Raw genomic sequence first — 13378 nt, 5'->3', positions numbered from 1 at the left:
CTTATGATGTAGAAAGTGCAGAGTTTTTAGTTTCAATTGGGGTCAAAATATTTAAAACAGCATCGGCAGATATTGTAGATCTATCGCTTCATAAGTTTATTGCTCAGCATGCCAAGCTTGCTATTGTTTCTACAGGCATGGCTATATTGGGGGAAATTGAACAAGTTGTAGATATTTATCGTAAATATAATTGTAAATTAACGCTTTTGCATTGCGTTTCTAATTACCCTTGTGCGATTGAAAGTTTAAACTTAAATGTGATGAAAACTTTAAAAAGTGCCTTTCTTTGTGATGTGGGTTATTCAGATCACGCAATAGGTCCCCTTCCTGCTGTTGCAGCTGTAGCGCTTGGTGCAACTATCGTGGAAAAACATTTTACACTAGATAAGAGCATGCCTGGACCAGACCATAAAGCATCAAGTGACCCAAAAGAATTTACAGAGCTTGTTAGTGCAATACGGGAAACAGAAGTTGCATTAGGTTCTCCGTTAAAATCTATTCAAGATGAAGAAATTCAAATGCGCAAAGTGTCAAGAAAAAGCCTGTTTCTTGCCAAGGATGTAAAACAAGGAGAGGTATTTACAGCTGTTCAGCTGGTCTTGAAAAGACCAGGGACAGGAATATATGAGGCAGAATTACCAGTTATTATTGGGGCTATAAGTACAAGAGAGTTAGCCGCCGGTGAAATGCTTAAAGTTGGAGATTATAAGGTTGTTTAAACAATGCATAATCATTGGCTGTGGCTCACATGCTAGCGCTATAATCTCTATTATAGAATCTTCAGGTAGCTATGAAATTATTGGTTTGGTTGATACTGCTGAAAGTTATGATCTAAGTGAGAAAAAAAGTGGTTATAGCGTGATATTAAATCTAAATGAACTGCTGAGTTGCTCTGATAAATATATCCATTTGCATTGTATTTTAGCTGTTGGTGATAATGTTGAAAGAGAAACTATTTTCGATAAGTTAATAAATAAAAAGTTTAAATTTCCGAATATAATTTCTAGTAATGCATTTGTAGATCGCACTGTAGTGATGGGGGAGGGGAATATTATTGCGCATGGCTCGGTAATCAATGCTCAAGTGCAGTTAGGTTGTAATAATATGATCAATACTTGCTCTATCATTGAGCATCATTGCAATATTAAAAGTCATGTCCATATTGCTCCGCGTGCCGTGTTATGTGGTGGGGTCACAATATCAGATATGGTCTTTGTTGGTGCTGGGGCTACTGTTATTCCTCACGTTTATGTTGAAGAGAGTTCTATTGTTGGTGCTGGAGCTGTTTTAACTCATAATATTACAGAAAAACAGTCAACATTTGTTGGCGTACCCGCAAAGGTGAAAAAAAAATGATATACCTATCTACAGGTGGCTTTCGAGATAATACTTTTCTGCAAACATCACAACTTTTTACGAATGATACAGTTAAAGGCTTTGAGCTATCTGCTGGGAAATATACAGCAACATTAGAGGCTGACTTATCATCTGTTTCCAAGCAATTTAATATTGCCCTGCATAATTATTTTCCAGTACCTAAAGAGCCTTTTGTTTTTAATTTGGCGAGTTTTGATGATGAAATTATTAATAAGAGTGTAGAACATGCTAAGAATGCTATAGAGTTAACCGCAAAGTACGGAGGAAAGTTTTATAGTTTTCATGCAGGATACTTATTGGATCCGCAAGTTTCTGAGTTGGGTAAAAAAATAAATAAGCAAAAACTAAATGAGCGTGCAGATGGGTTGAGTCAATTTATTAAACATGTAAATGAATTAGCCGTCTTTGCTAAAAATTATGACGTAACACTTCTTATAGAAAATAATGTTGTTTCAAAAAAGAACTTTGATTCGTTTGCTTGTAATCCATTATTAATGACAGAATCGGATGAAACTAAATTTATTTTTACCCAAGTCCTTGAAAATGTAAAACTGTTAATTGATGTTGCACATCTTAAAGTTTCAGCAAATACACTTGAATTTGATCCAGTAGCATATTTACAAGAATTTAGTGATATTACAGCGGCTTATCATATTAGTGACAATAACGGTTTAGAAGACAACATAGTGATTAAACTATCGAAGGCCTTAAATGTTGAGGTCAAAGTATATGTTTGTCCATGGGCTCGTTGTGTTAGATCTATTGAAAATGGATTGGCTGATATAATTGATGATTTGTTCTACTCAAAAGATAGGGAGAAATACACTTATTATTTGCAACCTAACTTTGCAACCCAAACTGCTGGATTTCGTTTTTTTGCAGATAATCTAAGTGTTCCAGTGATAAAGCAATGGGATGATTTATCTAATTTACGTATTGGAATGTTGAGAGGATATAAACACTTTCCTAAATTTGATAACGATCAAAAGTTAAGTAAGATTGATTTTCTAGATATTAATACAGCTGTAAATATGCTGTTAAAAGAACGAATTGATGTGATTATTGTACCTCCTAGTTTTGATGAAAAAAGTTTACAAAAAATAGATACAGGTAAAATATTAAGCCAACAACCATATGCACACATTGAAGATATCTCATTGTATTTAGGGCTATCAAAAAAATCGCCATGGTTTGCTCACAGATACACAATAGAAGCTCAGCTTAAGCAATTAGTGAAGCCTGAAATCGAGTTAAAAGAATAGATTCTATAAGATATTTATAAATAAAAGCCCATCACAAAATCATATTTCGTAAGCAAAAAAATGTAATAACGTAATTGTAAGTATCAATTAAATTGATGATAAGTTCGACTCGAAACATACCATCACTTTTTCTAAGTATTGGTATTCAATCAATAAAAATTAGGGAAAACATGCAGAAATTCAATTGGGGTGTCATTGGTCCTGGCAATATTGCTAACACATTTGCAAAAGCAATCGCGGCGTCTACAAAGGGTAAAATTTTGGCAGTAGCTAGCCGCTCAAAAGAGCGAGCTGCAGAATTTGCTAAAACGTATGACATTGAAAAAACATATTCTGATTACGAGCAAATGTTAGCTGATCCTGACATCGACATCATTTATATTGCTACCCCGCACAACTTTCACTACCAACAAGCAAAAATGTGCTTAGAAGCCGGTAAACACGTGTTAGTAGAAAAACCTAGCACAGTGAATGCCGAACAAATGCAAACATTGGTTGAATTAGCTCAAAGCAAAAAGTTGCTGTTGCAGGAGGCTTTGTGGAGCCGTTTTATGCCGAGTTTGTCGCAACTTAGGCAGTTGTTAAACGAAGGCATAATAGGTGACATTCAATATATCCAGTCAGAAATTGGTTTTGCGTTTCAAAATAGAGATAAGAGTCGCATGGTTAAGGCTGAACTTGCTGGTGGCTCACTTCTGGATTTAGGTATTTACAGTATTACTGTCAGTCAGTTTTTTCTGCAAGAACACCCAGATACTGTTAGCGCCATGGGCCAATTAACGGAACAGCAGGTTGATGGACATGTATTGGCAAATATGCATTATCCATCCGGACGTTTCGCCCAATTCACTTGTTCTATGTTGGCGCAAACTAGCAATACCATGCGCATAGTGGGAACAGAAGGTTATGTCAATTTACCCGCCTGTTTCTGGGATACAGATAAAGCTGAAGTGTTTTGCGATGACAAATTAATTCAAACTATTGATATCCCTCACCCGATTAACGGATTTGAATATCAAATTGAACAAAGCATGTTATGTATCGAGCAAAACAAATTGTGTAGTGATTTGATGTCACATCACGACAGCGTAGAAGTACTAAGAGTGATGGATACTATCCGCAAAAAAATTGGCGTGCAGTTCCCACAGGAGATTGAAGCACTTTAATCAATGGGATGTTTGTGTGCAAAAAGCGTTACAACTTTTGGTTGTTTCTCATACCACAATGCCACTATACAAATTGTTTAAAATAACTAAACTATGCGCTGCTTATTTAGGGAGCGTTTATCCCAATTTTATTTACCGCCGACGTTGAGGAAAAGTGATGCTAACACGTGATATGAATATTGCTGATTTTGACCCAGAATTGTATCAAGCAATTCAAGATGAAAACCAACGACAGGAGCATCATATAGAGTTGATCGCTTCTGAAAACTATTGCAGCCCGCGCGTTTTAGAAGCTCAAGGCTCTCAACTAACTAATAAATACGCAGAAGGTTATCCACACAAACGTTATTATGGCGGCTGTGAATTTGTTGATATTGCAGAAGATTTAGCGATCGAACGTGCTAAACAATTGTTTGGTTGTGATTATGCCAACGTGCAGCCGCATGCCGGTTCACAAGCTAACTCTGCCGTGTTTATGGCTTTGTTAAATGCAGGTGATACTGTTTTAGGTATGAGCTTGGCTCACGGTGGTCATTTGACTCACGGTTCGCACGTTAATTTCTCCGGCAAAACCTATAACGCTGTGCAGTACGGCTTAAACGCTGAAACTGGCGAGATTGATATGGCTCAAGTTGAAGCTTTAGCCCTAGAACATAAGCCTAAAATGATAATTGCTGGTTTTTCAGCATATTCTGGCATTGTTGATTGGCAGAAGTTTCGTGAGATTGCAGACAAAGTGGATGCTTTTTTATTAGTCGATATGGCTCATGTTGCTGGTTTGATTGCGGCAGGTGTTTATCCTAGCCCGATTCCTCATGCTCACGTAGTCACTACTACTACCCATAAAACCTTAGCGGGGCCTCGTGGCGGCTTGATTTTATCGGCTTGTGGCGATGAAGCGATTTATAAAAAGCTTAACAGTTCAGTATTTCCTGGCAACCAAGGTGGCCCTTTGTGTCATGTGATTGCTGCTAAAGCTGTCGCTTTCAAAGAAGCGCTAGAGCCTGAGTTTAAAGTTTATCAACAACAAGTGGTGCTAAATGCCAAAGCTATGGTGGCTGTAATACAAGAGCGCGGTCATAAAGTTGTTTCAGGTGGTACTGAAAACCATTTATTCCTACTAGACCTAATTGGTAAAGAGTACACAGGTAAAGATGCAGATGCTGCGTTAGGTAACGCTAACATCACTGTAAACAAAAACTCAGTACCTAACGATCCACGTTCTCCTTTTGTTACTAGTGGTTTACGTCTTGGCTCACCCGCAATCACTCGTCGTGGTTTTAAAGAAGAACAAGCCAAACAAGTGGCAAATTGGATTTGTGATGTATTAGATAATATCAATGATGAATCTGTTATTGAACGTGTGAAGTGTGAAGTTGTTACATTGTGTAAGCAATTCCCAGTTTACGCTTAAGATATAGTTATATATTGATTTAAAAAAGCCGACGAAAGTCGGCTTTTTTATTGCTAATAGTATGACTGGCAGCTGAATTTTGTTAATTTAGCGTTATTCATTACCGCTAATTAGAAATCATCTATGTTTTGTCCGTTTTGTTCTGTACAAGAAACTAAAGTAATCGATTCACGTTTGGTGGCTGATGGTAGTCAAGTAAGGCGCAGAAGAGAGTGCACGGTATGTAAAGAACGGTTCACCACTTTTGAGATGGCTGAATTGGTAATGCCTAGAATCGTTAAACGTGATGGGTCTCGGGAACCTTTTAACGAAGATAAGTTGCGAGCCGGTTTGCAGCGAGCCCTAGAAAAGCGTCCTGTTAGTACCGAGCAAGTAGAGCAGTGTATCAGTCGTCTAAAGTCTTCTTTACGTGCCACAGGCGAGCGCGAGGTCAGCAGTGAATTTTTGGGTAATTTGATTATGGATGCTTTGAAAGAGCTGGATAAAGTAGCGTATGTGCGATTTGCCTCTGTGTATCGTTCGTTTGAGGATATTCGTGAATTTGGTGAAGAGATTGCGCGGCTTGGCGACTAAAGTCTAACTGATTGGTTGTTTTTATTTGATCCCTTTATTGGTTGGTAACTTGTGACTCAATTTTCTAAAACAGATCATCAAATGATGGCCCGAGCTATTCAATTAGCTAAACGCGGCGAATATACCACTTCACCTAATCCAAATGTGGGTTGTGTTATCAGTGATAACCAAGGTGTCATTGTGGGTGAAGGCTGGCATAAAATGGCAGGCACCCCCCACGCAGAAGTACATGCCTTAAAACAAGCTAGTACTCATGCTAAAGGCGCGACTGCCTACGTCACGCTAGAGCCATGTAGTCATTATGGTCGAACTCCACCCTGTGCAGATTCACTCATTTCTGCAGGTGTCACTAGAGTGGTGGCGGCTATGGTGGATCCGAATCCACTGGTGTCCGGTAATGGTTTGGCTAAGTTAAAAGATGCCGGGATCAAAACCGAACATGGTTTGTTGCAAGCAGGCGCTGAGCAACTTAATCGTGGTTTTGTCAAACGTATGCGTACAGGTAAACCTTGGGTTACGGTAAAACTGGCAGCTAGTTTGGATGGTAAAACTGCATTAGGAAATGGCTTAAGCCAATGGATCACTGGTCCTCTGGCAAGGCAGGATGTGCAAAAGCACCGCGCCCAAAGCTGCGCTATTTTGTCCGGCTCTGGCACTGTAATAGCTGATAACCCTATGTTAAACGTACGTTATTCTGAGCTTAACTTAGCCGATGATGTGTTAGCGCAAAAGGATTTACGCCAACCCTTGCGAGTTTTGTTGGACGGGCGTAATCAATTTCCGCCATCGTTAAATTGTTTACAAGCTACTGAAAATAACCTTGCTGGCAATGTTTTGCTGGTTAATGGCCGGCTAAGTGAGCATCAATTTGAAAGTCATGTAAGTCAATGGCAAGCTCCATTTAACGGCAATAAGTTAGACTTAGAAAAAGTCATGATTAAGTTGGGTGAGTTGCAGTTAAATCATGTTTGGGTAGAGGCGGGCGCCAAATTGGCAGGAGCGTTATTACAAAATAAATTGATTGATGAATTGATTTTATATCAAGCGCCCAAACTAATAGGGGGCGCAGGGCAAAACCTGTTTGATACTATGCCAATTGAAGTGATGGATGAGGTTGTTAACCTTACTTGGAGCGATATCAGGCAAGTGGGTAATGATCTAAAAATGACTGCGCTGTTTAAGTATTAACCCAGTACAAATAATTTTATCGAGAGACTATGTTTACCGGAATTATAGAAGATGTGGGTCTTATTGAAGCTTTAGTGCCTTCTGGTGAAGACATAAGGTTATCTATCAAGACTAACAAACTGGATATGAGTGATGTGTCCTTGGGGGATAGTATTGCTAATAATGGTGTGTGTTTAACGGTAGTGGCTATGTCTAAGAACGGCTTCAGTGCTGATGTGTCACATGAGACCATTAAACGCACAGGTTTTGCTAACTATCAGGCAGGTAGCAAAGTAAATCTTGAAAAAGCCTTACAAGCGAATGCTCGTTTAGGCGGACATATTGTCAGTGGTCATGTTGACGGTGTAGGTGATGTATTATCTATAACACCTGTAGGGCGTTATGTGGAAATTTGGCTTAAGGCCCCTGATGAGTTAGCTAAATATTTAGCTGAAAAAGGCTCGATTACGATGGATGGCGTCAGCCTTACCGTAAACCAAGTTGATGGCGCTAAATTTTTATTGACCCTTATACCTCATAGTTTGCAGGAAACTATCATTGGGCACTATAAAGTGGGCACAAAAGTAAATTTGGAAGTGGATGTGATTGCCCGTTACCTTGAACGACTCATGTTGGGTGACAAAGCAGCGTATCATTCAGCTGACAATGATAAAAAAGATATTAGCATGGCATTTTTAGCAGAAAACGGTTATTTGAAGTAAAGTATACCGCGCTCAACGCCTTTAACACACTAGAAAGAAGACAACAGACTATGCCCTTAAATAGCAGTGAAGAGATAATCGAAGATATCCGTCAAGGTAAGATGGTTATCTTAATGGACGATGAAGACCGGGAAAATGAAGGCGATCTGATTATGGCCGCTGAACATGTTACCCCAGAAGCCATTAACTTTATGGTGACCCATGCTCGAGGATTAGTTTGTTTGCCTATGACGGCCCAGCGTTGTAAATCTCTTAATTTACCTTTGATGGTGGATGACAATAGCGCGCAATTCTCAACTAATTTTACTGTGTCGATTGAAGCTGCAGAAGGTGTTACCACTGGCATATCCGCTGGTGACAGAGCCAAAACTGTATTGGCCGCGGTTTCAAAAGGTGCTCAGGTTAGTGATATTGTACAGCCGGGGCATATTTTTCCGTTAATCGGAAAAGAAGGCGGTGTATTAAACCGTGCAGGGCATACTGAAGCGGGTATCGATTTGGCGCGATTAGCAGGTTGCGAACCTGCATCGGTCATAGTTGAAATACTCAATGAAGACGGCAGTATGGCCAGACGTCCAGAACTGGAAGTGTTTGCCGCCAAACATAATATGAAAATTGGCACCATTGCCGATTTAATCGAATATCGAAATTTAAACGAAACCACAATTCAGCAAGTTGCTAAGTGCAAACTGCCTACTGAATACGGAGAGTTTGATTTAGTAACTTTTAAAGATGTGATTGATAACCAAGTACATTTTGCTATGTGCAAAGGTGAAATCGACGGCGACGTACCGGCTTTGGTTCGCGTACATCTGCTTAATAGTTTTAGCGATTTATTAGGTTCCCAACGGGCCATTTCTCGTAGTATGGGTTTACCAGATGCGATTAAATATATTGCGGATAATGGTGGTGTATTGGTATTGCTAGGTAAAGATGAAGATTTGTTAACGCAAGTTAAACAATTTGAAGCCGAAGATAAGGGCGAAAAGCCTGCTAATGCCGCATGGACAGGTTCTTCAAGAACAGTCGGTGTAGGTAGTCAAATCTTAGCCAGCTTAGGTGTTAGAAAAATGCGTTTGTTGAGTAAACCCAAAAAGTATCATGCATTGTCTGGTTATGGATTAGAAGTTGTAGAGTACGTCGAGATATAGTGGATAAAAATCACAATATTTCCCATTAGGTATGTGCTAAACTGCGCGCCGATTTTTACAGTAAGGTTTTTACATGAATATTATTGAAGGTAACATTCGCGCAACAGGCAAAAAGTTTGCTCTTGTGGTTTCTCGTTTCAACAGTTTTGTAGTTGAAAGCTTAGTAGACGGTGCTTTAGATGCCCTTGAAAGACACGGTGAAGTAAACACTCAAGATATTACTTTGGTTCGTGTACCGGGTGCATACGAATTGCCAATTGCAGCTAAAAAGCTTGCTGAACAAAATAAATACGATGCAATCATTGCTTTGGGGGCGGTAATACGTGGTGGTACACCTCATTTCGAGTTTGTTGCTGGTGAATGTAATAAAGGCCTTGCTCAGATATCACTAGAATATGGTATTCCTGTTTCTTTTGGTGTGATTACGACTGATAGTATTGAACAAGCTATTGAACGTTCTGGCACTAAAGCCGGTAACAAAGGTGCAGAAGCAGCTGTCGGCGCATTAGAAATGGTCAACGTTTTAGCCAATATTGAAGAGGCTAAATAGGTGAAACCTAAAGCCCGCCGTCTAGCCAGAGAGCTTGCAGTACAAGCGGTTTATTCATGGCAAATGAGCAAAAATTCTGTTGAGCAAATTGAGCTTAGTATTGTTACTAGTAACAATATGCAGAAAGTCGATACTGAGTATTTTTTAGAACTACTGCGTGCAGTAGTGAAAGACTGCTCGGATTTAGATAAAAAAATCAAGCCTTACCTTGGGCGCCTGCCTGAGGAACTCGATCCTGTTGAAAATGCCATTCTTAGAATAGCGACCTACGAACTTGTTGGCAGAATTGATGTCCCTTATAAGGTTGTTATCAATGAAGCTATTGAGTTGGCTAAATCTTTTGGCGCAGAAGAAAGCCATAAATTCGTTAATGGCGTGCTGGATAAAGCGATAAAGACTCTGCGTAAAGATGAGTTGTCCTAACTTTTTTTAAATCGGTTCTGGTCAACGCTTCTCTCACCTGATTTAACTAAAAGTAGTAATTGTGAAAGAATTTAATATTATTGAAGACTTTTTCAAAGCGAAAAGTATTCAACGTAAAGACGTGATAATCGGCATAGGAGATGATGCCGCTGTCACGCGTATCCCTCAAGGCCAAGCTTTAGTCACTACTACCGATACTTTGATAAGTGGTGTGCATTTTTTAGCAGACACAGCTCCCCATGCGATAGCGCAAAAAGCTATGGCAGTGAATTTGAGCGATTTAGCTGCCATGGGTGCAGAACCTGCCTGGATCAGTTTGTCGTTAAGTTTGCCAGAGGTTGATGAAAGCTGGTTAGAGTCTTTTTCTGAAGGTTTACGTGAACATGCTATCTATTATTCTGTGCAGTTAATTGGTGGTGATACCGTTCAGGGGCCATTAGTGATAACAATCACAGCGCAAGGGTTTGTGCCTTTTGAGCAAGCATTAACCAGAAGCCAAGCTAAACCAGGTGATTCAGTTTATGTTACTGGTACCTTAGGAGATGCTGGCTTAGGTTTACAGATAGCACAAAAAAAATGTGTACTAGACGTCCAATTGAATAAAGATTATTTACTTAATCGTTTGAATTACCCCACACCACGGTTATTAGTCGGAACTAGCATTAGGCGTATTGCCAGTGCCTGTATTGATGTCTCTGATGGTCTGGTATCCGATATCAAACATATTCTTAAGGCATCTGAATGTGGGGCAACCATACATGTTGATAAATTACCCATGTCACAAGCCTTAAAAGAATCCGTCAGTAGTACTCAGGCAATTGATTATGCGCTAAGCGCCGGTGATGACTACGAGTTGTTATTTACTGTGAGTGAAGAGCAAAAAGGCCATCTAGAAACTACTTTGGCTAGTGCTAATGTTCATGCTACCTATATCGGTCAACTGAATGGCTGTGTTGGTAAGTTGGAGTTGCGCCAAGCTGATAAACCTTACGAATATAACCTCAAAGGTTACGAACATTTCTAATCATTCTCTGTGAGGATGAACATCATCAAAAAGGGCAACTAGTGGATAAGCAAATACGAAGCCGACTTAGCTTACTTAACCCCGTACATTTTTTGGCTCTAGGATTTGGCAGTGGTTTAGCTGCGAAAATGCCAGGCACATTTGGTACCTTGGCTGCTCTGCCGTTAGTGGTGCTGTTATCTCATTATGCTAGTTTTTCTGTATATTTAGCCGTCACCATCTTGGTTAGTATTGTGGGAATATGGATTTGCGGAAAAACTGCTAAAGATATGGGGGTGCATGATGATTCATCAATCGTTTGGGATGAAGTGGCAGGCATGTTGATCACTATGCTTGCTGTACCTTTGAGCTGGCAAACATTGCTCGCTGGTTTCGTATTATTTCGTTTTTTTGATATCCTTAAACCTTGGCCAATTAGTTACTTAGATAAACATGTGCACGGTGGCTTTGGCATTATGATTGATGATGTATTGGCTGGGGCATTTGCTTTGGGTATTTTACATTTAGGTTTGTTTTTAATTTAGTTTATTAATAGCGCCATTAACTTTTATCCTGTCTTATACCAACCCACATCAATAAGTGATCTCTTAGCGATATTTTAAAAGGGCTTAATCAAGGCGTTTGAATGAAGTAATAGTTATTCATTACTCTTTCAATAATATGCTCCGCCCTATTTTTATAATGTATGCTTAAGTCGATTAGAAAACTTTTCTAATACAGGGAATTCGATGCTAAAAACAATTAAAATTTTCATCATAGTTACAATGCTTGCTTGCTGGCTGCAGTGATGGCATAAGTGAAAAACAAAAACTCGCTGCGATTGAACAAAATAAGACCATTCTTGCTTTTACTTGCGAAGGTTATGGAAGTCGAAACACGCCATACGGTGACTTACAAAACAATATTTGGAATGCACATTCAGCTGACGATTTTGATTGGACTCAATGTTTAGCCATGAGGATAATAGGCGCTAATACCCAATATGGTTGGTATTGGCAATGGCCAGAAGATGGCGACAAAGTCTATGCACAGCCACAAATCACTTTAGGTAATAGTCCATGGTTACCCCATAACCAAAATAAGCACGGATACCCTATTTCTGTCAATCAATTGGATAAATTAGAGATTGATTACAGTGTGGAAATTTTGACTGATGATGAATTAAACCTTGCTAGCACTTTTTGGTTAACGCATGCCGATATTATCCAAACAAAGATTGATAAATCCACTATTGCAGCCGAAGTCATTATTTGGACCTATGCCAGTGATGATTTTTATGCCAATCCAGCAGGAGAAGAAGTAGCTGAGGTAATGATAGGTGGTATCGAATGGGAAGTGTGGCTGGATAAAAAGTGGCACGATACATTGGGTAAAAATGACAATAACTGGGTGTATTTGGCATTTCGCACTAGCCAACCATTGATGCAAATTAAGTTTGATGCTGCAGAGTTGTTACGCTACAGCATTGAGCAAAAATTTATACCATCTGGGCTATACATCGCAGATATTCAGCTCGGAACCGAGGTTATGAGCGGTACGGGTCAAGTTTGGTTGAATCATTATCAAGTCGATGTGGTATTGTCTAACTAAGAGCATGGCTTCGCCACTTTATGCGCTGACGCTTACTGCCATCCTTGGTAATTTCAAACGAATCCCTTCGTCCAACCTACTTTTTTGCTACAGCCAAAAAAAGTAGGTAAAAAAGGCCGCTCGCTACAAAAGTTTTTAACCGCACAAAAAGGCTTATTTTAGGGTCGTTCCAAATGTGTCCATCCAACTTCCACTCAAATGGCATCCTTGCCATTTGCCCCTAAAATAAGCCTTTTTGTGCTGAAACTTTAAATGCGGGAAAAGTGGCGGTGGCTTGGGGTGTTGGAATTAACAGGGAAAATAGTTCTTTATTATTGCTCCTGTTTCGATAGCTCACTGAGCCGAGAGTAAGTCAAATGCATCGACGTTGTCGACTGGAAGTTTTAGGTTGCTTTGCACTGAATTAACATGGATATCCTGTTAATTCCCTTCATGGCTTTTCCTTTTTAGATTGATCTCTTTCGTCTAAAAGTCGGAGCTTAGAACAGGCATTTAATTCTATTTTTCTTAAACAAGATTCAGGTTAATCAATTCAGTAGGATATCGGCCTAGTAACAAGCGAAGTGGGATAGGCAAGCTTAAAACACAATGGTGAATAGGGTAGCCGTGTAGGACGTCATCGACCAATAATGCGGCACTTTTAGCAATTCTCCTGGCCCCGCAACTGGGACAAACTCCGCGAGGTTTGCAGCTGAAAGCAACCAGTTTCTCGTGTTTGCAATCACCGCATACCACCCGCAAAAAATTATGTTCGAGACGGCCACAACGCAAAAAATCATCAAACTCTCGTTCGACGTACTTTGGTAAGCGCTTGTTTAAATGCCGGATTATACTGCTCAACAAGCTGATACATCAGAGTCGTTTCGGGGCGGTGGCGTTTGTATTGCCTCGCTTTCTGTAATGCCAGAAAATAGTTCATCCTTGAACGCTTGAGTCGTTGTTTCAGTGTGGCAGAGAAA

Annotated in this window: 14 protein-coding genes and 1 pseudogene; 14 read left to right on the top strand and 1 reads right to left on the bottom strand. The window is 39.7% G+C overall.

Annotated elements, in window-relative coordinates; all coding sequences use genetic code 11:
* The 14 genes from QZ488_RS10665 to QZ488_RS10600 form a co-directional block, all read left to right on the top strand.
* The coding region (locus QZ488_RS10665) for an N-acetylneuraminate synthase family protein (RefSeq protein WP_293748423.1) at nucleotides 1–719 on the top strand (719 nt) is incomplete at its 5' end.
* The gene (locus QZ488_RS10660; protein WP_293748421.1) at nucleotides 712–1356 is read left to right on the top strand and encodes a NeuD/PglB/VioB family sugar acetyltransferase; all 645 of its coding nucleotides are present in this window, start codon (nucleotides 712–714) and stop codon (nucleotides 1354–1356) included. The genes QZ488_RS10665 and QZ488_RS10660, both read left to right, overlap by 8 nt.
* On the top strand, nucleotides 1353–2639 hold the full coding sequence (locus QZ488_RS10655) for a TIM barrel protein (protein ID WP_293748420.1): 1287 nt from the start codon (nucleotides 1353–1355) through the stop codon (nucleotides 2637–2639). Before QZ488_RS10660 ends, QZ488_RS10655 begins: the two co-directional genes overlap by 4 nt.
* A 170-nt stretch (nucleotides 2640–2809) precedes the next feature.
* Nucleotides 2810–3805, top strand: a complete 996-nt coding sequence (locus QZ488_RS10650) for a Gfo/Idh/MocA family oxidoreductase (protein WP_293748419.1) — start codon at nucleotides 2810–2812, stop codon at nucleotides 3803–3805.
* Nucleotides 3806–3962: 157 nt separating this feature from the next.
* Nucleotides 3963–5219, top strand: coding sequence for a serine hydroxymethyltransferase (gene glyA / locus QZ488_RS10645; RefSeq protein ID WP_293748417.1), 1257 nt, complete (start codon nucleotides 3963–3965; stop codon nucleotides 5217–5219).
* A gap of 123 nt (nucleotides 5220–5342) precedes the next feature.
* On the top strand, nucleotides 5343–5792 hold the full coding sequence (gene nrdR, locus QZ488_RS10640; protein ID WP_293748415.1) for a transcriptional regulator NrdR: 450 nt from the start codon (nucleotides 5343–5345) through the stop codon (nucleotides 5790–5792).
* A gap of 51 nt (nucleotides 5793–5843) precedes the next feature.
* On the top strand, nucleotides 5844–6980 hold the full coding sequence (gene ribD / locus QZ488_RS10635; RefSeq protein WP_293748413.1) for a bifunctional diaminohydroxyphosphoribosylaminopyrimidine deaminase/5-amino-6-(5-phosphoribosylamino)uracil reductase RibD: 1137 nt from the start codon (nucleotides 5844–5846) through the stop codon (nucleotides 6978–6980).
* 29 nt (nucleotides 6981–7009) lie between these two features.
* Nucleotides 7010–7681 carry a riboflavin synthase gene (locus tag QZ488_RS10630; RefSeq protein WP_293748411.1) on the top strand — a complete coding sequence of 224 codons (672 nt, stop codon included), beginning with the start codon at nucleotides 7010–7012 and terminating at the stop codon, nucleotides 7679–7681.
* 50 nt (nucleotides 7682–7731) lie between these two features.
* On the top strand, nucleotides 7732–8832 hold the full coding sequence (gene ribBA, locus QZ488_RS10625) for a bifunctional 3,4-dihydroxy-2-butanone-4-phosphate synthase/GTP cyclohydrolase II (RefSeq protein ID WP_293748409.1): 1101 nt from the start codon (nucleotides 7732–7734) through the stop codon (nucleotides 8830–8832).
* A 73-nt stretch (nucleotides 8833–8905) separates the two neighbouring features.
* Nucleotides 8906–9382, top strand: a complete 477-nt coding sequence (gene ribE / locus QZ488_RS10620) for a 6,7-dimethyl-8-ribityllumazine synthase (RefSeq protein ID WP_293748407.1) — start codon at nucleotides 8906–8908, stop codon at nucleotides 9380–9382.
* Entirely contained in the window at nucleotides 9383–9805 is a 423-nt protein-coding gene (gene nusB / locus QZ488_RS10615; RefSeq protein ID WP_293748405.1) for a transcription antitermination factor NusB, read from the top strand.
* A gap of 61 nt (nucleotides 9806–9866) precedes the next feature.
* The gene (gene thiL / locus QZ488_RS10610; RefSeq protein WP_293748403.1) at nucleotides 9867–10829 is read left to right on the top strand and encodes a thiamine-phosphate kinase; all 963 of its coding nucleotides are present in this window, start codon (nucleotides 9867–9869) and stop codon (nucleotides 10827–10829) included.
* 41 nt (nucleotides 10830–10870) lie between these two features.
* The gene (locus tag QZ488_RS10605; protein WP_293748401.1) at nucleotides 10871–11353 is read left to right on the top strand and encodes a phosphatidylglycerophosphatase A; all 483 of its coding nucleotides are present in this window, start codon (nucleotides 10871–10873) and stop codon (nucleotides 11351–11353) included.
* 244 nt (nucleotides 11354–11597) lie between these two features.
* Complete coding sequence (locus tag QZ488_RS10600; protein ID WP_293748399.1) at nucleotides 11598–12419, top strand: glycoside hydrolase family 12; 822 nt, start codon at nucleotides 11598–11600, stop codon at nucleotides 12417–12419.
* Between the two features lie 609 nt (nucleotides 12420–13028).
* Here the strand turns inward: QZ488_RS10600 and QZ488_RS10595 are convergent.
* A pseudogene (locus QZ488_RS10595) lies at nucleotides 13029–13338 on the bottom strand (transposase zinc-binding domain-containing protein); the annotation flags it as partial.
* Nucleotides 13339–13378: the final 40 nt, after the last annotated feature.

It is taken from the genome of uncultured Paraglaciecola sp., from assembly GCF_913020055.1.
In the GTDB taxonomy this organism is placed as follows: domain Bacteria; phylum Pseudomonadota; class Gammaproteobacteria; order Enterobacterales; family Alteromonadaceae; genus Paraglaciecola.
Note: the sequence above shows the minus strand (reverse complement) of the source record. Positions and strands in the feature narration are given on the sequence as shown.